The following is a 23,256-nucleotide window of genomic DNA, read 5'->3' as shown; positions in this document are numbered from 1 at the left end:
TTTTAAAAAAAAATCGGTTCTATTAAAAGAACCGATTTTTTATATTTAAAATGGATATTTACTCTCTTATTGAATAAAACAGAGCTTAATAACCTGGGTTATTCGGCATTAAATTTGGATTTCTTTCTAACTCATCAGCAGGTAATGGATATAAATAATCTTGATCCTCAGAGAAACCAGGTTTAGCACCTTCTAAACCTGATGCACCAAATACCTCTGGTCCAATTCTTCTTCTCGCGATGTCATACCATCTTTTAAATTCAAAAGCAAGTTCCCACTTACGTTCTTCTAATACCATATCTCTGAAATCGCTTTGAGATAAACCAGATATGTCTGCAGGAAATAAACCTGAAGTTACACCATTACTATTTCTAGCTCTAGCTCTAACTCTATTTACATAACCTTCTGCCTCAGTTGATCCTGGGCTCACTTCGTTCAATGCTTCTGCTGCAATTAACAATACCTCTGCATAACGTATCATAGAATAATTCTGTTGAGACGCTCTTCCGTTTCCAGTAGCAGTTACACCTGTATTACGTGTGTATTTTGCAATATGTGGACGATTTACACCTCTACCACTTGCACCACTTTCCTTAAACACTGTGAAAGGTTGGGTAACACCATTGAAGAGTCCAGTAGTATCTAAACTAACAGCTTTTCTGTAATCTCTACCATCCCAAGCGTTGTATACTCCAAGAGAAGGCACTGCAACAGACCAACCACCACCAAGGTCATATTGTTCGTCATTTCTAAGCCCAGTTAATGCTGCTTGGTAATCTCTACCTGTATCACCATCACTAAATCCGTTAAAATCTAATGCAAATATTGGTTCTTGAGATCCATCTATAGTGGTAGCATCAAATAAATCTTGAAAATCAGCTTCCAAACCTAAGTTATAAGTTCCTTCATTATCAATAACACCTTTGGCTTCATCATAAGCACTTTGATAATTACCCATAGTTAAATGTACTAAAGCTAAATATGAGTGCGCTGCTGATTTAGCAGGTATAGATCTCGCTGCTTGGGTATTTGGCAACCAAGTTTTAGCAAACTCTAAATCTGCAATAATATTTGTGTAAACATCTTCAGCAGACGTTTTTGATATGCTAGCAGCTGCTCCTGCATCTGTTACTGGTGCATCTAAATAAGGAATAGCTCCAAACTGTCTTACTAAATGGAAATAAGCAAAAGCTCTTACAAAATAAGCTTGTGCCACAACTGGGTTTTTCTGCTCATCTGGCGCACTTACCAATGCAGCACCTGCGATGGCTTGATTTGCAGAAGCAATAACTTGATAAACTCTCTGCCAATAACCCGAAATCATTCCATTATCAGTTGGAACATTAAATTCCTCATGCTCAATTCTTCTTGTTGATGTTGTTGGATCACCTATTGAGACCATATCACCTCGTAACATCAAAGGTAAAGACATTTTTCTTCCCCAGAAGTCTTCAGTGGTCATATGTCCATAAGCACCATTCACGGCAGTTTGTATATCAGCTACACTGCTAAAAAATCCTTCAGGCGCTAACAACCCTGATGGCTCTTCTTCTAAATCTGAGCATCCCATTATTGATACTCCTATCAATAATAATAAAATTTTGTACGTTTTCATTTTTCTATTTTTTCTTTAAATTTATTAAAATCTTAAGTTAACTCCAAAATTAAATGACCTAACTGTCGGGTAATTTCCGAAATCAAAGCCTTGAGTTGTATTACTTTCTGAACCCCCTTCACCACCAGTTCCGAAATAACTTACTTCAGGGTCCAAACCAGAGTAATCTGTAATAGTAAACAAGTTTTGTGCACTAACCGATATTCTTAGGCTCTCCAAGCCTATCTTCTCTATTACGTCAATAGGTAAATTGTAACCAATAGCAATATTTTTTAATCTAATATAACTACCATCCTCAACAAAACGAGAAGAAATCTCTTTTCCTCTTAATCTAGCACGAGGTATGTTTGTGTCTGTATTTGAAGGTGTCCAAGAGTTTAGTATAGCTGTAGTAGAGTTAGAATCTCCATTAAATAACTGTACATTCGTAAGATTCATAATATCTCCGCCTTGAACGCCTTGGAAAAAGATATTTAAATCAAAGTTTTTGTACGTAAAGTTATTAGTAAAACCAAATGTCCAATCTGGGTTAGGATCCCCTATTATTTTTTGATCATCACCTGGTGTAGTCACTCCATCACCATCTAAGTCAGTAAATAATTGATCACCTGCCTCTGCACCTGGAAGAATACCAGTGCCGGCCGGTAGAGCTCCACCTTGATAAACACCTCGATATTCATAGCCCCAAAAAACACCTACAGCTTCACCTTCTCTTAAAATGTGAGTACGGTCTATATTAAAATAACCTGGTGATGCATCTAAGAAAATATCTTGACCATCTAATAAAGTAACAAATTCATTTCTGTTTCTAGACCAATTAAAGTCTGTAGTCCAAGTAAAATTTTCGTTACTAATATTCCTTGTATTTAAATTAATTTCAAAACCTTTATTATTCATCTCACCAACATTTGCTAAGCTTGGTAATATCCCAAAGTATTCTGGTTGAGATGTTTGTCTTATTATAAGGTCTCTGGTGTCAATATTGTAATAATCTAATGAAAGTGATATCTTATTATTAAACATACCAAAATCTAAACCAATGTTTGTTTGATAATTTGTTTCCCATTTTAAGTTAGGATTAGCTGCAACCTCAGGAATTACAGCATTTACAGTTTGCCCATTTAATACTGCGTAAATATTATTAAACTGAGCTAAAGACTCATAAGCACCAATGGCTTGGTTACCCGTTAAACCATAACTTGCTCTTAACTTTAAGTTTGAGATTTTATCATTGTCTTTTAAAAAGTCTTCATTAGAGATTTTCCAACCAATCGCTCCGGATGGGAAAATAGCATACTTCTCGTTTGCCGCAAAGTTAGAAGCACCATCGCGTCTAATTGTTGCAGTTAATAAATATTTATCATCCCAATCAAGATTTATTCTACCGAATTGTGATTGAATTTCAGATTCTACAAAAGATGATGTTGGTATTAATGGTACTGCGCCACCACCTAAATTATTAAATGAAAATGAATCTGATGTGAACCCCTGAGCACCTGCTGAAAATCTCTGAGTATTTGTCTTCTGATAAGAATACCCTGCTAACACGGTTAAATTTCCTTTTCCAATTTCTCTATTATAAGTTAAATAATTCTCACTTAAAAGATTTGTTCTCTTAAAACTCTCAATTGCAGCACTACCACCAATAGGGCCAGCAGTCTCAGTTAATGTAGATGGTCTAAAAAGACCGAAAGTCTCATTTCTTGTACTGTAGCCAAAAGTAGTTTTAAAATTAAGACCTTCTAAAATATCATAACTAGCATACAAGTTTGCTCTATAAACATCATTTTTTGTTTGATTTATAGCTTCAGTTGCAATGGCAAATGGATTATCAACATTATCTCCAACAGAGTTAATTGTGTTTATACCATTTTCGTCTTGTATAGGTAAATCTGGAGCAAATCTAAACATCAATGAAATAACATCATCTCCACCTCCATTTGCTGTTTCACCTGTTGATTGTGTTGGTACACCATCTTGAGATCCTCTATTTCCGAAAAGATTCAAACCTAATTTTAACTTGTCAGTAACTTGCGCATCGATATTTCCTAAGAAGGATATTCTTTCAAATTCAGAATTTATAACAACACCTTTTTGTTTAAAATAATTAGTAGAAGCATAAAAGTTAATATTCTCACTACCTCCAGAAAAAGAAAACTGATGATTTGAAACATCACCACCTCTATATAACAAATCTTGCCAATCTGTTTCAGCATTTCCTGGTATATATCCTGGATTAAGAGCTGTTTGGTACGTTGCAAATTGGTCTGCATTTAATAAGTCTAGTTCATTTGCAGTATTTTGAGTAGAATAATTTGAATTAATCTCAACAGTTAATTTACCGATTCTACCCTTTTTCGTAGTTACTAAAACTACACCATTTGAACCTCTAGACCCATAGATGGCAGTTGCTGACGCATCTTTTAAAATCTCCATAGATTCAATGTCAGCAGGCAGTGGCATAGTGGCTCCAACAAAGCCATCTACCACAATTAGAGGACTACTACTTGCGTTAATAGATGTGTTACCCCTAATTCTAATATTGATTGGAGCACCAGGCTCACCACCATTATTAGATTGAACTACCACACCAGCTGCTCGCCCTTGAAGCGCTTGTTCTGCGTTTAATAAAGGAAAGGCATTTAATTCTTTGGATTTTACCGACGACACAGCGCCAGTTACATCACTTTTCTTTACTGCACCATAACCAACGACAACTATTTCGTCTAATTGGCTGGCATCTTCTTCTAGAGTCACATTAATTACGGATTGGCTTCCTACAGTCACTTCCTTAGAAGTAAAACCTATATAACTGAATACTAATATTGCAGTTCCATCTTCAACTTCGATACTATAATTTCCGTCAAAATCTGACGTAGCACCTTGGGCTGTACCTTTAACCAGAATATTAGCACCTGGTAAAGGCAATCCATTTGGACCACTAGAAACTTTACCCGTGATGGTTTGCTGAGCATTCATTGCTAAGCCGAATAAAAAGAATATCGAAAGTGATATCCATTTCACCTTTGTCTTTCTTAGTTGTTTTTGCATAAGATTGTTTTTTAATTAGTTTTTGATTTAGTGATTAATATTTAAATTGTTGGTTTTTAGATATTTAATAACTGGTTAACCAAACTGGTTTACCAAATATACTAAAAATTATGTTAGTTTGACATTTTATCATATTTAATAGTGTTTTTTTTAAATAAAGTAAATAATAAGTAAACCAAGTGTTACTATTTCGGATGCTAATATTACCTCCATGTAAAACGTATTTGATCTCTTATTTTTCACTTCTTAAAGTTAACTTAAAACATAAATGTAAAAATCCTAAAAAGGGTGTAAAAACATCCAGAAAACAGTTCTTTTAGGCTGTTATAAGCAAACTATTAATAATCTGAAGAGAATCTATTGGTGTATTGTGTTGGTGTCTCACCAAATTTCTTTTGAAAGCATTTACTGAAGTATTTCGGATTTCTAAAACCAACCTTATAACTAACTTCAGAAATATTAATTTTTCCTTGCTCAAGAATCTGCGCTGCACGCTTCATTCTAAAATGCATTATAAATTCATTTGGAGTAAAATTTGTCCAAGCTTTAACTTTTGTAAAAAGCATGGTTCTACTAACCCCTAAGTCTGAGCAGAAATACTGAATATCAAATTCCTCATTACCAATATTATCCTCAACTATTTGAAGTGCCTTTTTATAAAGTTTCTCATCAATGGACGAGACCATAATTTCATTAGGCTGTAATGGATCTTCAGAAGTATATTTTTGCTTTAAACGAGATGCGGATTCTAATAAGTTCTTAATGCGTAATTTAAACTCATTGACATTAAAAGGTTTGCTAATATAGTCATCCGCACCACTTTCTAAACCTTCTAACTTATATATTAAGGAGGTTCTCGACGTAAGTAAAATAATAGGAATATGGCTTGTCTTCATATCTTCCTTAATAGCAGAACATAATTCTGTACCAACCATTACTGGCATAATAACATCGCTAACAATTAAATTTGGAGATTCTTTTTGCGCAATTTTCAAAGCTATCTTACCATTCTCTGCTTCTAAAATATTATAATTCTCCTTTAAAATACTTCGCATAAACTTTCGGAGTGGTTTGTGGTCTTCAACTAATAATATGGTTTGCTTATCATCAGAAATTGGATAATCGGTGATATCATCTTCTAAAACAAAATTAGGAGCATCTAACTGTTTTACATATTGTGAGATATCATCACTAAATTTAAAATCCTGAATTATTTCATCTTTTTTCAAATGAGCACAACCTAAAGGAAGCGCTACTGAAAAAATAGACCCTTTTCCACCCTCATTATTTCTTACCTTAATGTTACCTTTATGCAAATCGACAATATTCTTGGCAATGGACAATCCAATTCCTGTTCCTTTGTTGTAATTCTTATCTGGTTGATTATTTGTAGCAACTTCAAAAAATCTATCAAAAATCTTTTTGTGATTTTCTTCTGAAATTCCAACTCCAGAATCTTCAACTTGTATTATTATATTTTCATTTTCTTTTTTAACCCTTACTACAATTGTACCACCATGAGGCGTATATCTAAAAGCATTTGATATTAAATTATAAAAAACACGCTCTAGTTTATAGCGGTCGTAATAAACAAGAATTTCTTCATCCGTAGTATCAAAACTATAATTGTAATCTCTATCTTTAGCATACTCAGTAAAAGACAAATAGATTTCTTTTAAGAACTTTACAAAATTACCTTCAGCGGATTCGAGTTTTAATAAATTGTTTTCAAACTTTCTAAAATCCATTAAACGATTAATAAGCTGCAATAGCTGATTAGCGCTACTTTCTATAATCATTAATTTTTTATACATCTTACTACTGCCTTTGTAGTCCTCAAGTATCTGGTGCAACGGTCCTGTGATTAAAGTCAGAGGAGTTCTAAACTCATGAGAAACATTTGTAAAAAACTCTAATTTCGCCTTATTAGTCTCCTTAGTACGCTCTATTTCTAAGTGTTCTAATTCTAATTGTGTTTGCAATTTTGTTCTAGATTTTAGGATATGCATTAAATAATATAAAGCTCCTAAAACAAGTAGTCCATAAATTAAAAATGCCCACCAACTCCTCCAAGGTGCTGGTGACACTCTTATAATTAATTGCGTGGCATTTTCATTCCATATATCGTCACTATTAGCACCTTTTACTTCAAATATATACTCACCTGCATTTTGTATGGTATAAGAGGCATTATTTTTAGTGGTCTCAATCCAATCTTCCTCAAGACCCTTTAATCTGTATTTATATCTGTTATTATTAGAGTTAATAAAATTTGGCACCGCAAATGAAACATCAAAATTACCTTGGTTATATGCTAGCTCTAAATTTTTAGTGTAGGTGATGGCTTCTTTTAAAACAGAATCTTCATCATTTAAATCGACAGATTTTTGCTTTATTTTAAAATCCGTAATAATGACTTGTGGTGCATAATTATTGATTTGAAGTTGCTCAGGATTAAAAAATGTTACGCCAGATGGCCCACCAAAATACAACTTAGAATTGTCAACTTTGAGACTCGAATTGTCATTAAACTCATTACTTACTAGACCTTCTTTTTGATCATAAACAATAGTTGTATTATTAACTGGATCAAATTTAACTAAGCCTTGGTTGGTAGAAAGCCATAGATGATCTGTTTTATCCTCAAGAATACTATGTACAGAAGATACAACTGTTTCATTAGCTACTAAATCTACCGATTGAAATTTAGCTTCTACCAACTTATATAAGCCTTTAGCTTTTGTACCGACCCAAATTGCTTGATCATTGGCTTCATAAATTGATAAAATATCATCGCCTGCTTCAATACTTTTTTTGTAAAAATAGGTTGTAATTTGACCTTTTGGATTTACTTTATTTAATCCATGCTCTGTACCAACCCAAATATTTTCTTTTGAATCTATCTCAATAGTTCTGACTAAATTACTCGATAATGAATTTGATATATTTTCATTAAAACTGTAGGTTTCAAAAGTCTTATTAGCAAGGTTATACTTTACCAAGCCTTTCCCAAATGTACCTAACCAAATATTAGAGCTCGCATCTTGCTTTATGGCATAAATTCCCACATCATTTAAATAGCCTATCAGTTCTGGTGAAACTACCGATGTATTAAACCTATTTGTTTTGGGGTTATAAAGTGAAAGTCCGGAATCAAAAGTACCTATCCAGAGATAATCGTTTTTAGATAAATGCAGCGATTTTATATTATCGTTTAAAAGTTCTGGTGAATTATTTTTATTGATATAACTATACGAGTTATCATTTTTGTTAAGTCTTGATATTCCGCCTCCCTCAGTACCAAAGAATATATAGTCTATATAATTTTCTATTGAGCTTACGACGTTATAGCTTAACCCAGAACCGTCGGGATTTTGAATAATATTTGCAAAATTTTTATTTGACACGTCCCAAACATTAATCCCTCCATAGTAAGTTCCTATCCAAATAGAGCCTTTTTTATCTTTAAAAATAGACTTTATTGAATTTTTGCTTAGACTTTTAGAGTCCTTAATACTTGTTGTTAAAACAGTTTCCTTTTTATTCTTGTCTACGATAATAAGACCACCATAAGTACCTATCCAAAGTTTTTTATCATCATCATATTGCAATTGTCTGGCGTTAATTTTGTTTCGTCTGTTGCTATCATGAGATAAATAACTGCTTGTTTCTTCTGTATGTATATTACACTCTATAACACTATTATTTCTTGTGGCAAGCAGTAAATTACCACTTGGACTTTTAACCATATCTTGAATGTATAATTCTTCCGTATTTGATACAACTTCAAAATTGAGTTGATTAATATCCGTAACTTTGATTAGCCCTTTGGATGTGCCTATGAAAACTGAATGGTTTTTGGTCTCTAGGATAGAAAGAATTTGGTTTCCTGAAAAATCATTTTCATTTATCTTATTTAAAAAATTTTTGAAAGAATCCGAGACTTTATCATATATAGAAAATCCATTAGATGTTCCTATCCAAATAGCACCATTCGACAATTCTTTTATAGTCCAAATGGTATTGTTAATTAAAGACGATTGGTCATTACTATGAAAGTATCGTGTAAATGTATTTGTCTTAGGATTATATTTATTTAATCCATTGTAGGTGCCAACCCAAATATAACCTTCACGATCTTGCTTTATGGATAAAATATCATTGTTACTAATGGAATTTGGCTTATCCACCGAATTTCTATAAACAGTAAATTTTGTACCATCGTACTTATTTAGCCCATCTCTGGTACCAATCCAAATCTGACCTAAATTGTCTTGTTCTATAGCAATGGCGGAACTTTGAGATAATCCATCTGTAGTAGATATGTGCGTAAATGGATAGTTTTGAGTTTGTGCAAAACTTATAAGACTAAGGCAAAAAAGAAGTAATAAGATTTGAAATTTATACATTAAATCACCCTTAAATGGTTTAAAACTAAATATAATAAAGATTAATTACTTTTTCCTTAAGCGCTGTTTTAATTGGTGCTTGTATAAAGATGAAATATCTTCTATGTATTTATTTATAAATTCAATATGAGCCTTAGGCTCGTAAGAGATTTCAAATTTATGATTTCCAGAAACACCGACAACTCTGGCAAAAGGTCCATCTTTCATTCCGTTTAATACTGTAGGCTTTTCAGGATTTAACGTATCTAATAAATTAACTTCAATATTCCAAAACGTGCTAAATGCGCCATGAGAAGGTTTCCAATAACCTGCCCCACCTCCTGCAAACAATGGATAACTATGATCCGCATTGGGTGATAAATGTACCTTGATATTATCAAACAAATTTTGATGGTTAGCACCAGAGTGTTGATCTAAAATAGGATCTACAAAAACCTCACAATCTAAATACACACTTTTCGTAGCCAAGGTATTGAAACTTAAAGGATGTTCAGCTTTATTATAAACCTTAATCCCTTCAGCTAAAACATTGTAAGTACCTTGCATCATTACTGTATAATGTGCAAAATTTTCACCTTTGGTAACGACATCCTTTACAGTAACATTTGCAATCTCTTCAGTAATAATACCACTATCTGCGTTTTCAATAACTACATTGTTTACCCAACTATTAAAAACTCGTGTCAGATAAATAGCATTGAATCCTTGTTCTACATGGTGTGCAACTCTTGGAGCTTTAGGAAATGTAATTTTAAAATGTTCTATACCTACTTCTTTCAGGTGTTTCCACTCCACTAATTGCGCTTTGTAATTGGGCTTTATGTCTATTGTTAAAGGTGCATTTATGGTAATTTTATTGTTTTTTATGTTTATGATCTCAACCTGTTGCTTAACGATAGGTAAATCAGGAAAATTCCAATGGTGCGAACCAATTTTTACAGTCTCATTTTTATATAAATCTGAAATTATACTACCTTTTTCACCATCTTTATTAAACAACTGTAATTCAACAACATCGCCAACCTTTAAATCTTTTATATTTAAAACTTCAACAGCGAATTCTCCTCGCTTTCCAGAGACAACATTTGCCAAAACATTATAAGGCTTCTCATATTTTTTAAGATATGGCTTTACTCTGGTGTTTGGTACTTTGGTCCATATAAAGCCACCTGACCATGCGTATTGCGAAAATGGTAAATCGATATTATTCTCTTTTTCGCGCTGTCTTTTATCAAATTCAATTAAGTACTCTCTAAGTTCTTGAAGTACTTCAGGATCATCAGCATACATTAAAGGCCTTGGACAAAAAATCTCTGTACCATTAATGCCTGTTCCGGCACCTCTTAACACAAAATTATCGCGTTCTAAATACAGGATATCACTAAGGATAATTCTTCCTTCTGGTAATTGCAAGGTTATCTTACCCTTTAATTTAGACACTTCTTGTATTGCCTTTTTTAAAGCTTTTGAATCATCTAAACCATCATTAGCAACAACTCCATAATCTGTAGCATTAATAATTCTCCCTACAGACCTAGGAATTTTGACTTCACCATTATGATAACCAGCAAAACTAAAATCTGGTAAATAATTAGAATCATCTATTGATTTTGCTTTTAAAATTTCTGGCAGTTCTTGTGCTATACTTAAAGAAGCACAACTAAAAAAAATAGAGATTAAAAAAATAAAAACAGGAAACTTTAGTCTAAACATAATTTGATTAATTGTTGTGTAAATATAGGTTTTGTAAGGTAATCTAATGTCCATAATTAGTTGTGCAAAAGTTCTAATCAGATTAAAAAACTGATTATAGGTTTAAATTTAAATAAAGAAATTGTATTTTAATTTTTGAATTGATAACGATTAACAAATCAATTATTCTTTACTACCACTTAAAACTATTCTTTCTATCTTTAATTCAATTTTAGAGTTGAATTTAATTTAAGATTGATTTTAGTTTTATTAATGCGACAAAGAACAAATTTCGGTTTCCTAATAAGCATGACAGGACAGGACACAATTTATATGATTACCCTTTAAATTTAACCCTAATATTATAGTCTTTAAAAATTAAATTATCCAATCATAAAATATTAAAAAATATAAATGAGTAAAACAATTGTATTAACTGGAGCAGGAGGTGTCTTATGCAGTACTCTTGCTGAAGCCCTAGCCAAGGAAGGACATAATATTGCCGTATTAGATTTAAGAAAAGAAGCTGCAGATAAAGTGGCTGAAACCATAAAAGCAAACGGAGGAAATGCTATAGGTGTCGAAGCAAACGTTTTGGAAAAAGAATCCTTGATTAAATCAAAACAAGTAGTTAACGATGCTTTTGGAAAAGTTGACATCTTAGTTAATGGTGCAGGCGGAAATCATCCTTTAGGTACAACGAGCAATCCGTTTTTTGAAATGGAAGATCTTAACAATACGTCAGAAGGTTTTAAAACCTTTTTTGATTTAGATGCTAAAGGTATTGAATTCACCTTTAATCTTAATTTTCTAGGAACGTTGTTACCAACTCAGATATTTGCACAAGATATGGTTGGTCGTGAAGGTTGCAGTATTTTAAATATTTCCTCAATGAATGCCTTTACACCTTTAACCAAAATTCCTGCTTACAGTGGAGCAAAAGCAGCTGTCTCGAATTTTACACAATGGTTAGCAGTTCATTTTTCTAAAGTTGGAATTCGAGTTAATGCCTTAGCGCCTGGTTTTTTCTTAACAGATCAAAACAGATCGCTTTTGACTGAAACTGATGGAAGTTTAACAAAAAGAGGACAACAGATTATTGACCAAACACCGATGAGTCGCTATGGTGAACCTGAAGATTTAGTTGGTACTACGCTTTGGTTGTGTGGTGAAGGATCAAAATTTGTAACTGGAGTTGTCGTTCCAATAGATGGAGGATTTGCAGCGTATAGTGGAGTTTAAAAAATAGTAAATGAATTTAAAATTAGAACAAACTTGGAGATGGTATGGTCCTAATGACCCTGTATCCCTTTTAGATATAAAACAGTCTGGTGCCACAGGAATTGTATCGGCATTACATCACATCCCAAATGGAGACGTTTGGACTGTAGATGAAATTAAAAAACGTAAAGCCGAAATAGAAAGTGTAGGTTTAACTTGGTCTGTAGTGGAAAGTGTGCCAATTCACGAAAACATTAAAACCAGAACTGGTCAATTTGAAACTTATATTGAAAACTATAAGCAAACCCTTCTAAATTTAGGTGAATGTGGCATCGATATCGTATGCTACAACTTTATGCCAGTATTAGATTGGACACGCACTAATCTCGATTATGAAGTGGATGATAAATCCACAGCATTACGTTTTGAAGCAGCTGCTTTTGCTGCTTTCGAATTGTTTTTGTTAAAACGTCCAGGTGCCGAAAATGACTATACTAATGTACAGAAAGAAGCTGCAAAACGTTATTTGGAAAATGCTTCAGAGGAGGACCAAAAAACTTTGGTCAAAAATATAATTGCAGGCTTACCAGGTGCTGAGGAAGGTTATACTTTAGAAGAATTCAATGCCATTCTCGCAACCTATAATAATATTGGACCTAAAGAATTAAAATCGAATTTATTTTCATTTTTATCAGAGATAATTCCTTCAGCCGAAAAAGCTGGTGTCTTAATGTGTATTCATCCCGATGATCCACCATTTCCAATTTTAGGATTACCAAGAGTGGTAAGTACAGAGCAAGACATTATCGATTTATATGAAGCGGTACCAAGTCATAATAACGGATTAACATTTTGCACAGGTTCCTTTGGCGTGCGCGCTGATAATGATTTAGCAGGTATGGTAGAACGCTTAGGCAGTCGCATACATTTTATTCATTTAAGAGCTACAAAGCGCGATGCTGATGGCAACTTCCATGAAGCCGATCATTTAGAAGGCGATGTAGATATGTATGGAGTAATGAAAGCTTTGGTTATTGAACAACAAAAACGGGCTGCAGCAGGTCGTAAAGATTTGCGTATGCCGTTTAGACCAGATCATGGCCATAAAATGTTAGATGATTTAAAAAAGAAAACAAATCCAGGATATTCAGGTATAGGGCGTTTGCGAGGTTTAGCTGAGTTGCGCGGTTTAGAACTTGGTATTAGGCGATCACTATAAGATCTAAAATGAAAAATAATTATTTAGGATAACACCCCTAAAGTCCCCTCAAGGGGACAATCCTATAAATTATAACGGTTCAATTGTCCCCTTGAGGGGACTTTAGGGGTGTTTTTTTTAAAACAAACAATAAAATAATTAAATATGTCAACAACATTCGAAACAAGATATGCTTCAAGTCCAAAAGCAGTTAAGCAATACGACACACAACAATTAAGAGACGAATTCTTAATTGACGACTTAATGCAAAACGGAATAATTAAATGGGTTTATACGCATTATGATCGCTATATGGCTGGTGGTGCTGTGCCAACATCAGACTTAAAACTAGAGACCATTGATCCTTTAAAAGCGGACTACTTTTTAGAACGTCGCGAATTAGGAATTATTAATGCTGGTGGTGACGGAAGTATTTCAGTAGATGGTGAAACCTTTAAGGTTAATCATAAAGATGCCTTATACATTGGCAAAGGTGCAAAAGACGTTGTTTTTAAGAGTGACGATGCTAGTAATCCTGCAAAATTCTATATGAATTCTGCACCAGCACATAAAACCTATCCAACTAAAAAAACAAGTTTAGCTGAAGCAAATAAAATTGAATTGGGAAGTTTAGAAACTGCCAACCACAGAACGGTTAGTCAGATGATAATTGGTGGTATAGTAACTACTTGTCAATTACAAATGGGTATGACAGAACTTAAAACAGGATCTGTTTGGAACACCATGCCAGCTCACGTTCATGATAGACGTATGGAAATATATTTCTATCTTGATGTACCAGAGGAACAAGCGGTTTGTCATTTTATGGGTCAGCCACAAGAAACACGTCATATTTGGATGCACAATCATCAAGCAGTAATTTCACCTCCTTGGTCTATCCACTCTGGATCAGGAACCTCCAATTATACCTTTATTTGGGGAATGGCTGGTGAAAACCTAGACTACAATGATATGGATGTTGCAAAAATCACAGATTTAAAATAATTATGTCTCAAGAATTATTTAATATAAAAGGAAAAGTTGCCTTAGTAACAGGAAGCACACATGGATTAGGCATGGCTATGGCAATGGGTTTAGGAAAAGCTGGTGCAACGATAGTTGTAAATGGCAATTCTTCACAAGAAAAAATTGATAATGCCGTTGCTGACTATAAAAAAGAAGGCATTAATGCCGTTGGCTATAAATTCAATGTAGCAAATGAAAACGATGTTATTACTGCAATAAAAAAAATTGAAACTGAAGTTGGTAACATTGATATTCTAGTCAATAACGCAGGCATAATTAAACGTACACCATTAGCCGAAATGGAAGTTGAAGATTTTAAGCAAGTTTTGGATATCGATTTGGTAAGCCCTTTTATTGTTTCAAAACATGTCGTAAAAGGCATGATGGAACGTAAAGAAGGCAAAATCATAAATATTTGTTCTATGATGAGTCAATTGGGGCGTAATACTGTTGGTGCCTATGCTGCAGCAAAAGGTGGCTTAGTGATGTTAACCAAAAATATGGCGACTGAATGGGCAAGATTCAACATTCAGGTTAATGGAATTGGGCCTGGTTATTTTGCGACGTCTCAAACAGCACCAATTAGAGTTGACGGTCATCCGTTTAATGAGTTTATTGTTAACAGAACACCTGCTGCAAAATGGGGAGACCCAAATGATTTGGCAGGAGCTGCAATATTTTTAGGCTCAAAGGCTAGTGACTTCGTAAATGGTCATATTTTATATGTAGATGGTGGCATTTTAGCCACTATTGGTAAACCTTCAAATGAATTGTAAATGAAAAAAAGTATCTTTCTTATTTTGGTTTTATTGTATTTTTCATGTTCTGAAAAATCTAAAGAGGTGTTATCAGTTACAGTCAAAAACACATTAAATATAGATAGAGCTTTTGAAACTGTTGAAGTTGATATCACAGACATTGCACTTAAGGGTCAATCCTTAGAAGTTGTTAATTCTAAAACTAATGAGATATTACTGTCTCAAATTGTAGATAAAGTTATACTCTTTCAACCTGAAATTTTAGCAAACTCTGAAGCTACTTTTAAAATAAACTTAGTAGAAAAAAAAGAGGTTGATTCTAGTTTAATTCGCTGCTACTCACGTTTTGTACCAGAACGTACTGATGATTATGCATGGGAAAACAATAGAGTGGCTTTTAGAACCTTTGGTCCTGTAGCCCAAAAAATGATTGAGGATGGAGTGAAAGGCGGAACCTTAACAAGTGGTATGGATGCTTGGTTAAAGCGCGTAGAATATCCAATCATTAATAATTGGTATGCAAAAGATGCTATCGAAAAAGGGGCTTACCATAAAGATACAGGTGAAGGTTTAGACAATTTTCATGTTGGCGTAAGTCGAGGTGTTGGTGGTATTGCAGTAAAAACAGATTCTACTTATGCGGTTTCTAAAAACTTTACGTCTTGGAAAACCATTACAAATGGTCCAATAAGAACGAGTTTTATCCTCGACTATGAGAATTGGCATGCTGATGGTAAAACAATAAAAGAACGAAAACATATATCGTTAGATTATGGGCAAAATTTAACCAAGCATAGCGTTGAATTAAAAGGTACTAATAAAGTTTCTATTGGTTTAACACTTCACAAAAATGATGGTGAAGTAACAACCAATAAAACTGAAGGTTGGATGAGTTATTGGGAACCTTTTGACGATTCAGAATTAGGGCAAGGTGTAGTACTTACCAACCCAAAAAGTCTTGTTGGTTTTGATAATTATGTAACTGATAGAAAAGACGAAAGTAACTTATACGTTCAATCAACTGTTTCAGGAGCCATTGAATATTATGCTGGGTTCGGTTGGAAAAAATCTGGACAATTTGCCAACAAACAAGAATGGAACAATTACCTATCACGTTTTTCAAAATGTCTAGGTAACCCATTAGTAGTTAATGTCAATACACCATCAAAATAGTATGAGATACACCTCTGTTAAATCGATTATATTGCTCGTAATACTTGTTGTAAGTTTTTCATCTTGTAAACAAGAAACTGGTTCTAAGGTACTCTATCTTGGACACACATTACCTCAAGCACATCCAGTTCACAAAGGGATATTAGAATTTCAAAAAGCATTAGAAAAAAAATCTAATGGCACTTTGAAAGTAAAAATTTTTCCTGATGCTCAATTAGGTTCAGAAAGAGAAGTATTGGAGCTATTACAAATTGGCTCTGTTGCCGCTACTAAGGTAAGTGCCGCTACGCTATCAAATTTTGTACCCGAATACCACCTCTTAGGAATTCCGTATTTATTTAGAGATAAAAACCATCAATTTGATGTTTTAGAAGGAGACATTGGGAAATCGATATTAGAAAAAGGATCTAAATTTTGGTTGCGTGGACTTTGCTATTACGATGCTGGAAGCCGAAGTTTTTATACAAGTAAAAAAGCCATAAGAACACCAGAGGATTTAAAGGGCCTTAAAATTAGGGTGATGAACAATCAGATGGCCATTAATATGGTTAACTCTATGGGAGGATCGGCAACGCCTCTTGCCTATGGCGAATTATATACAGCTATTCAACAAGGAGTGGTTGATGGTGCTGAGAATAATCCGCCTTCATTTGTGTCTTCAAATCATTATGAAATTAGTAAATATTATACCTTAGATCAGCATTCTTCTGTTCCAGATGTCCTTTTAATTGGGACTAAATTCTGGAATAAATTATCAGAAGAAGAAAAAATATGGGTGCAGGAGGCAGCAGATGAATCCGCTCAAGCTCAAAAGAAGTTCTGGAGTGATTCCGTGGATGAATCCATGAAAGTAGCTAAAGCTGCAGGGGTGGAAATTATCATTCCTGAAAAATCGTTATTTGCTGAAAAATCAAAATCTGTTGTTGAGGAATTCGTCAAGGAATTTCCTGAAATGGCACCTATTGTAAATCAAATAAAATCCAAAGAATAATGAGTAAATCTGAACTTATTTTTAATAAAGTATGCAGAATTCTAGAGGTGTTTATGATTATCATTTTTGCACTTTTGGTTTTAGATGTTTTATTCCAAGTGTTTTCAAGATATCTTTTAGGAACGTCCTTTACATGGACCGAAGAGTTTGCACGATTTGCATTAATCTGGATGACTATTTTAGGAGCTGCCTATCTCAGTGGAAAAAAAGAGCATTTATCTATGGATTTTTTATATCAAAAATTCTCACCTACTAATAAAAAAAAGGCGTCCATTCTTATCGAAGTCCTAATATTTCTATTTGCACTTATAGTTATGGTTATTGGTGGTTTAAATTTAGTCTATACCACCTTACATTTAGAACAGCTTTCAGGAACATTACGAATTCCTTTAGGATACGTATATGCCATTATGCCATTTAGTGGCTTTCTAATTATGTGCTTTTCAATCTATCATATTTCAAATATTTATAACAACAATAAACAAGATTAATTATGAGTATAGAAGTTATAAGTATAATCGTATTATTTGTGAGTTTCTTTACGCTATTGTTGCTTAAAGTCCCTGTGGCTTACAGCATAGGAATTGCAACGACTTTGAGTTTATTATTGAATATTGATAAATTACCAGGCTTAACGACCATCGCTCAGCGAATGACAACAGGCATTGATAGTTTCGCTTTATTGGCGATTCCGTTCTTTATTCTAGCTGGTGATATTATGAAACGAGGTGGTATAGCCACACGACTCATCAATTTTGCTAAATCTTTAGTGTCTAGTCTTCCTGGAGGATTGGCTTACGTAAACATATTAGCATCTATGTTATTTGGAGCTATTTCTGGTTCTGCACTTGCAGCAGCCTCAGCAATTGGAAGTATAATGACAGATAGAATGGAAGAAGAAGGCTATCCAAGAACCTTAAGCGCATCTGTAAATATCACAGCTTCAACTACGGGATTATTGATACCACCGAGTAATATTTTAATTGTCTATGCCTTAGCCAGTGGTGGAACAGCTTCAGTAGCTGCCTTATTTATTGCTGGTTATCTTCCAGGCATATTATTAGGCTTTGCTATTATGGGATATGTTGCTTTTATCGCTATTAGTAAAGGTTATGCTAAAGGTAAACGCGCCACATTTTTTGAAGTTTGGACGTTCTTTAGAAAGGCTTTTTTTAGTTTATTATTATTAGTCATTGTAGTTGGTGGTATCGTAGCAGGCGTTTTTACGGCTACCGAAGCTTCGGTAATCGCCGTATTATATGCAGCAGTATTGTCTTTAGCATATGGAGATATGAAAATGAAGGATTTCCCAGAAGTGTTATTATCTAGTGCAAAAACGACTGCTGTTGTTATGTTTTTAATTTGTACATCTATGGCTATGTCTTGGTTGTTTTCTTTTGAAGGTATTCCAGAAATGATTAGTACATTCTTATTAGAATCTTTAAATAATAAGTTCGCCATCTTTTTAGCTATAAATCTTATTTTATTAGTGATTGGAACATTTATGGATATGACTCCAGCTGTTTTAATTTTTACACCTATTTTCTTACCTGTAGTAACAGCTTTAGGAATGGATCCTGTACACTTTGGAATTGTAATTGTTTTGAATTTATGTATTGGGATTTGTACACCACCTGTAGGCACACTACTCTTTGTAGGTAGTGGTGTTGCAAAAGTTTCGGTGACACAAGTTATAAGGCCATTGCTTCCATTTTTACTCATTATGGTAATCGTATTGATGTTAATTAGTTTTATACCAGAAATTTCAATGTTTTTGCCTAGGTTATTTGGACTATAAAAGCAAATAAACTTCCTTGAATACTTACTTTCTATATTTATAATATGGTTACCAAGGCAATTTGATTTGGCATAATATTAGTTAAATAAAGAATAGAATCAGAATTTATACTTTATATTGGTTAACCAATTATTGATACTATGAAAATTCAACTACTAAGTTTTATACTATTTTGTTTTGTAACTCAAATAATTGCTGCACAAGTCATTTTAAATGCAAATGGTGAAGGAAATACATACGAAGATATTAATGCCGTTTTAGCACCCAATTACGATATCGTCGAAGTACCAGATTGTGCTCATAGCAGTTTTGGCCGTCATATTGATGAAGTCTTTGATAAAGACTTAAACACTTATGTATTTCGTTTTGTAGCTCATGTGAATCAAGATAATGACCGTTGTAAAAAATTTGACAGACAACGTATCGAAATAAAAACATACGGAAAATCACCTAAAAACCTCAAAGGTACTGAAGGCGAAACTGTTGAATACAAGTGGAAATTTAAACTTCCTAATAATTTTAAAGTTTCAAAAAACTTTACACATTTGCACCAAATAAAATCTGTTGGTAGTGCATATTCTTCTCTACCAATTATTTCGCTAACTGCGAGAAAAGGAACACCAGACGGTTTAGAATTACGACATGCTCCTACTGATAGTCAAAATACTGTTGCCACCGTGGAATTAGATCTCCTAAAAGGTAAATGGGTTGAGGTAACAGAGGTTATTCACTATTCAAATAATGGAAGCTATTCAATAGAAATTAAAAGTGTCTCTAATGATTCAAAAATTTTTGAATATAATAATGATCGTATAGACATGTGGCAAGATGGATCAGATTTTATGCGTCCAAAATGGGGTATCTATAGAAGTCTAAAACGTAAAGAAGATTTAAAAGATGAAGTCGTTTTATTTAACAGTTTTAGTATTGAAGAAATTCCGGCTTTGACTCTTGAAGAATTAGAAAAAAAAGCTGATAAGAAACAGCTAGTTGCTGATTCAAAAAAACAAATTATTAATTTTAAAAATTCAAGGGCAGATGATTATGACGAAGTGCAACTTTATAATAGTTCTGGAAAAAAAATCTCGTCGAAAAACATAATTAAAAAGTATAAAATTCAAGTATCAGAATTGAGTAACGATTCATATTATATTGTATTTTCAAAATCTAAACGTGCCGTGAAAGTTCTTAAATGTTTAGTTGAATAAGTCATAGCAAGCTCAACTTGTAAAATCATCAATTATTTTCATTGTAACTAATCCGTCTTCAACTGAACAGGGATTTTCGTTTTTACCAAGAAAATAATTAGTGGTATTCTGAATCATAGGTGTTTGAATATATTTTGGATGTTCAAACTTAAGAATCTCCTCTTTCCCATCTTTCTCAATGGTTATTTTATCCCCAAAAAGTGCAAAAGTCAGTGAGCCTTTAGTACCAGAAATGATACATTCATCTTTTTGTTCAGATTCTGCAGCTAAAAAATCCCAAGAAGCTTTGCAAGATAATCCTCTTTCAAAATTTATAATTCCATTGATCTTAGTGGCAAAATTTCTATTAGGATTCTCACATACAGAATCTCCTGAATAGTCTTTAATATTACCAAACCAAAACAATAATAAATCTAATTGATGTGGTGCTAAATCATGAAAATAACCACCGCCAGAAATCGCAGGATTTAAACGCCAGTTACTTTTAGGTACCTCAGATATAGCTTTATGTCTTGACTGAAACAAATTCAATTCAATTGACTTCGTAGTACCTAAAGCCTCTTCATTTATTAAATCCTTCACTTTTAAAAACATTGGTAGACCTCTTCTGTAATGAGCAACGGTAAGTTTTGACGAGCTTTTTTCTAATGCTTTATGCAAGTCCTTAGCTTCTTCAACATTAAGTGTCATTGGCTTTTCTAGATAGACATTTTTATTGACCTTTAACACTGCCAAAGCATATTGTAAATGTGTTGAAGGAGGTGTAGCAATATAAATTGAATTGATCTCTGGATGATTTATAATATCATTAGCATCATCAAAGTAGAATGGTACATTATGCCTGTTCGCAAAATCCTTTGCCTTCCCTATATCTCTTCGCATTACTGCCAATAGTGAAGAATTATTTACGATGTTAAAAGCTGGTCCGCTCTTTTTTTCCGCTACGTCCCCACAACCAATTATGCCCCAAACCACTCTTTTCATTTTCTATACTATTTAAAATTAAAATATTGTTTTGCGTTATAATAGCATATATCGCTCACTATTTTACCTAAGTGCTCTTCATCATTTGGTAACTCACCATTTGCAACATCATTACCTATGAGATTACAAAGAATTCTTCTAAAGTACTCATGCCTTGGAAAAGACAGAAAACTTCTAGAATCTGTCAGCATACCTACAAAACAACTTAACAAACCTTGATTAGAAAGTGTATTTAACTGCTTTTCCATGCCATCTTTTTGGTCTAAAAACCACCAAGCAGACCCAAACTGCATTTTGCCTTTAATGGTACCATCATTAAAATTACCAACCATGGTCGCAAAGACTTCGTTATCTGAAGGATTGAGATTATATACAACGGTTTTCGCTAATTGATTTGAGCTATCTAAGGTATTTAAAAAACCACTTAATGCCCTTGCTTGTGAAAAATCACCAATAGAATCGAAACCTGTATCTGGTCCCAACGTATCTAATAAACGTTTGTTATTATTTCTAATGGCTCCTAGATGTAATTGCTGCACCCACCCTTTAGCATGATACATTTTGCCAAGGTGAATCATGGTTTCGGCTTTAAAAAACTGAACTTCAGCCTCATTTAATTTTTGATTAGATTTTATTTTCTTAAATAATGATTCTATATCAAATTCAGCGTTATCAAAATGATATAATTGTTCAAATCCATGATCTGATAGTCTTCCGCCAGTTTCATGAAAATAGTCGACTCGCTTTTGAAGGGCATCAATCAAATCTGAATATGTTTCTATTGATACTTTAGAAACCGCTTCTAGCTTTTTTAAATAGTCCTTGTACACTTCAATATTTTCTACTGCAAATGCTTTATCAGGTCTAAATGTTGGATATGTTTTTACGCAATCTTTATTTTGCTGAATTACATTATGGTATTCTAAACTATCTGTTGGGTCGTCTGTTGTACAAAGCGATTCAACATTCATCATTTTCAACAAACCATTAGCTGTATGAGACTTCCACATTAAGCATTCTGCCGTTTTGCTCCAAATAGCTTCTGCTGTTTTTGGGGATAATAATTCATTAATACCAAAATAGCGTTTCAATTCTAAATGTGTCCAATGAAACAATGGGTTTCTCATGGTGTAAGGTACAACCTCTGCCCATTTTAAGAATTTTTCTTTATCTGATGCATTTCCTGTAATATATTTCTCATCGATACCATAAGCACGCATCGCTCGCCACTTATAGTGGTCACCATCTAACCAAACTTGTGTTATGTTTTCAAACTGTTTGTCTTCTGCAATTTGTTGTGGAGACAGATGGTTATGATAATCTATAATTGGAAGCTCTTTAGCATACTTACTATAAAGCAATTTTGCAATCTCTGTTTGAAGTAAAAAATTCTCGGTGATAAAAGTATTCATCTACTTATGTTTATTGTTTTTTATCTGTAAGATGGAATCGCCAACTATCATTTCGTCTAGATTTGATATACTATTTAAGGCGTATTTCATGCTTAGTAATTTACAAAGTAAATATAGTTACTCTTAGCTAAAAAGTCTGATTTTAGATCTATAAATCTGACTTGAATAATCTTTTTAAAGTCAATGATCCTATTGAATATGTTTAGCCTGTAACAATTTGCTCAAACTGTTTAGAGAAAGTGCTTTTATTTCATCTAAAGATTGTGATACTTTAATATTTAATAACTCCATAGGAATTGAGTTATTGGTATAATCTGATATCTCTCTATTATCTTTTGAAACAATAATAATCCCATCAATCGATCCATCACCAAGGCTCTTAATATAATTTAACTCCTTGTCATAAGAATTAAATGATTGATAAAAAAGAATTCTATAGCCATAATTTTCAGCAGATTTTTGTAAATGACAAAGTACATGGCTGTAACATTGCTCAGTAACTTTTGGCAAGATAACGGCAATAGATTTTGTTTGTTGTATTCTCAGTGAAACAGCATAATTATTTGGTACATAATTATGCTGTTTTGCTATAGTTTTAATTGCCTCTCTAGTAGCCTTACTAATTTCTAGCTTATTGTTTAAAGCCTTAGATACCGTAGATATTGAATATCCCGATAAAAATGAAATTTCTTTTATGGTTACTGTAGACGATTTCAAAAG

General features: G+C 33.3%; 16 protein-coding genes. 9 read left to right on the top strand and 7 right to left on the bottom strand.

Annotation, left to right across the window (positions count from 1 at the left end; genetic code table 11):
* Window positions 1–85 precede the first annotated feature (85 nt).
* From SJY34_RS16090 to SJY34_RS16075, 4 genes are all read right to left on the bottom strand, one after another.
* Window positions 86–1,615 carry a RagB/SusD family nutrient uptake outer membrane protein gene (locus SJY34_RS16090; protein ID WP_400077426.1) on the bottom strand — a complete coding sequence of 510 codons (1,530 nt, stop codon included), beginning with the start codon at window positions 1,613–1,615 and terminating at the stop codon, window positions 86–88.
* A 24-nt stretch (window positions 1,616–1,639) separates the two neighbouring features.
* Window positions 1,640–4,666 carry a SusC/RagA family TonB-linked outer membrane protein gene (locus tag SJY34_RS16085; protein ID WP_400077424.1) on the bottom strand — a complete coding sequence of 1,009 codons (3,027 nt, stop codon included), beginning with the start codon at window positions 4,664–4,666 and terminating at the stop codon, window positions 1,640–1,642.
* A gap of 338 nt (window positions 4,667–5,004) precedes the next feature.
* Window positions 5,005–9,075 carry a two-component regulator propeller domain-containing protein gene (locus SJY34_RS16080; RefSeq protein WP_400077422.1) on the bottom strand — a complete coding sequence of 1,357 codons (4,071 nt, stop codon included), beginning with the start codon at window positions 9,073–9,075 and terminating at the stop codon, window positions 5,005–5,007.
* A 45-nt stretch (window positions 9,076–9,120) separates the two neighbouring features.
* Entirely contained in the window at window positions 9,121–10,842 is a 1,722-nt protein-coding gene (locus SJY34_RS16075) for a hypothetical protein (protein WP_400077420.1), read from the bottom strand.
* Window positions 10,843–11,181: 339 nt separating this feature from the next.
* Here SJY34_RS16075 and SJY34_RS16070 point away from each other — a divergent pair, with 339 nt between their 5' ends.
* From SJY34_RS16070 to SJY34_RS16030, 9 genes are all read left to right on the top strand, one after another.
* Window positions 11,182–12,009 carry an SDR family oxidoreductase gene (locus tag SJY34_RS16070; RefSeq protein ID WP_400077418.1) on the top strand — a complete coding sequence of 276 codons (828 nt, stop codon included), beginning with the start codon at window positions 11,182–11,184 and terminating at the stop codon, window positions 12,007–12,009.
* Window positions 12,010–12,019: 10 nt separating this feature from the next.
* Window positions 12,020–13,207, top strand: coding sequence for a mannonate dehydratase (gene uxuA / locus SJY34_RS16065; RefSeq protein WP_400077416.1), 1,188 nt, complete (start codon window positions 12,020–12,022; stop codon window positions 13,205–13,207).
* Between the two features lie 144 nt (window positions 13,208–13,351).
* Complete coding sequence (kduI, locus tag SJY34_RS16060; RefSeq protein WP_400077414.1) at window positions 13,352–14,191, top strand: 5-dehydro-4-deoxy-D-glucuronate isomerase; 840 nt, start codon at window positions 13,352–13,354, stop codon at window positions 14,189–14,191.
* A gap of 2 nt (window positions 14,192–14,193) precedes the next feature.
* Window positions 14,194–14,988 (top strand): gluconate 5-dehydrogenase, encoded by a 795-nt coding sequence (locus SJY34_RS16055; protein ID WP_400077412.1) that lies wholly within the window; start codon window positions 14,194–14,196, stop codon window positions 14,986–14,988.
* Window positions 14,989–16,143, top strand: coding sequence for a DUF4861 family protein (locus tag SJY34_RS16050; protein WP_400077410.1), 1,155 nt, complete (start codon window positions 14,989–14,991; stop codon window positions 16,141–16,143).
* Between the two features lie 31 nt (window positions 16,144–16,174).
* A complete protein-coding gene (locus SJY34_RS16045; protein WP_400077408.1) occupies window positions 16,175–17,134 on the top strand; it encodes a TRAP transporter substrate-binding protein in 960 nt (319 codons plus the stop codon).
* Entirely contained in the window at window positions 17,134–17,625 is a 492-nt protein-coding gene (locus SJY34_RS16040) for a TRAP transporter small permease (protein ID WP_400077406.1), read from the top strand. The genes SJY34_RS16045 and SJY34_RS16040 overlap by 1 nt, the downstream gene beginning before the upstream one ends.
* A 2-nt stretch (window positions 17,626–17,627) precedes the next feature.
* Window positions 17,628–18,932, top strand: coding sequence for a TRAP transporter large permease (locus SJY34_RS16035; RefSeq protein WP_400077404.1), 1,305 nt, complete (start codon window positions 17,628–17,630; stop codon window positions 18,930–18,932).
* 140 nt (window positions 18,933–19,072) lie between these two features.
* Complete coding sequence (locus SJY34_RS16030; protein ID WP_400077402.1) at window positions 19,073–20,140, top strand: heparin lyase I family protein; 1,068 nt, start codon at window positions 19,073–19,075, stop codon at window positions 20,138–20,140.
* 12 nt (window positions 20,141–20,152) lie between these two features.
* Here the strand turns inward: SJY34_RS16030 and SJY34_RS16025 are convergent, their stop codons facing one another.
* From SJY34_RS16025 to SJY34_RS16015, 3 genes are all read right to left on the bottom strand, one after another.
* A complete protein-coding gene (locus SJY34_RS16025) occupies window positions 20,153–21,124 on the bottom strand; it encodes a Gfo/Idh/MocA family protein (RefSeq protein WP_400077400.1) in 972 nt (323 codons plus the stop codon).
* A gap of 8 nt (window positions 21,125–21,132) precedes the next feature.
* On the bottom strand, window positions 21,133–22,536 hold the full coding sequence (gene uxaC, locus SJY34_RS16020; protein ID WP_400077398.1) for a glucuronate isomerase: 1,404 nt from the start codon (window positions 22,534–22,536) through the stop codon (window positions 21,133–21,135).
* Window positions 22,537–22,725: 189 nt separating this feature from the next.
* A complete protein-coding gene (locus tag SJY34_RS16015; protein ID WP_400077396.1) occupies window positions 22,726–23,253 on the bottom strand; it encodes a LacI family DNA-binding transcriptional regulator in 528 nt (175 codons plus the stop codon).
* Window positions 23,254–23,256 lie beyond the last annotated feature (3 nt).

Origin of the sequence: Winogradskyella sp. R77965, from assembly GCF_044594915.1 — a bacterium.
Taxonomy (GTDB): Bacteria; Bacteroidota; Bacteroidia; order Flavobacteriales; family Flavobacteriaceae; genus Winogradskyella.
Note: the sequence above shows the minus strand (reverse complement) of the source record. Positions and strands in the feature narration are given on the sequence as shown.

Bases quoted from the DNA above. Each gene is read 5' to 3' on its own strand.
- SJY34_RS16075 (WP_400077420.1), bottom strand. From the start codon at position 10,842: ATGGACATTAGATTACCTTACAAAACCTATATTTACACAACAATTAAT.
- kduI (WP_400077414.1), top strand. From the start codon at position 13,352: ATGTCAACAACATTCGAAACAAGATATGCTTCAAGTCCAAAAGCAGTT.
- SJY34_RS16085 (WP_400077424.1), bottom strand. From the start codon at position 4,666: ATGCAAAAACAACTAAGAAAGACAAAGGTGAAATGGATATCACTTTCG.
- SJY34_RS16080 (WP_400077422.1), bottom strand. From the start codon at position 9,075: ATGTATAAATTTCAAATCTTATTACTTCTTTTTTGCCTTAGTCTTATA.
- SJY34_RS16090 (WP_400077426.1), bottom strand. From the start codon at position 1,615: ATGAAAACGTACAAAATTTTATTATTATTGATAGGAGTATCAATAATG.
- SJY34_RS16055 (WP_400077412.1), top strand. From the start codon at position 14,194: ATGTCTCAAGAATTATTTAATATAAAAGGAAAAGTTGCCTTAGTAACA.
- SJY34_RS16040 (WP_400077406.1), top strand. From the start codon at position 17,134: ATGAGTAAATCTGAACTTATTTTTAATAAAGTATGCAGAATTCTAGAG.
- SJY34_RS16050 (WP_400077410.1), top strand. From the start codon at position 14,989: ATGAAAAAAAGTATCTTTCTTATTTTGGTTTTATTGTATTTTTCATGT.
- SJY34_RS16025 (WP_400077400.1), bottom strand. From the start codon at position 21,124: ATGAAAAGAGTGGTTTGGGGCATAATTGGTTGTGGGGACGTAGCGGAA.
- SJY34_RS16035 (WP_400077404.1), top strand. From the start codon at position 17,628: ATGAGTATAGAAGTTATAAGTATAATCGTATTATTTGTGAGTTTCTTT.
- SJY34_RS16070 (WP_400077418.1), top strand. From the start codon at position 11,182: ATGAGTAAAACAATTGTATTAACTGGAGCAGGAGGTGTCTTATGCAGT.
- uxaC (WP_400077398.1), bottom strand. From the start codon at position 22,536: ATGAATACTTTTATCACCGAGAATTTTTTACTTCAAACAGAGATTGCA.
- uxuA (WP_400077416.1), top strand. From the start codon at position 12,020: ATGAATTTAAAATTAGAACAAACTTGGAGATGGTATGGTCCTAATGAC.
- SJY34_RS16030 (WP_400077402.1), top strand. From the start codon at position 19,073: ATGAAAATTCAACTACTAAGTTTTATACTATTTTGTTTTGTAACTCAA.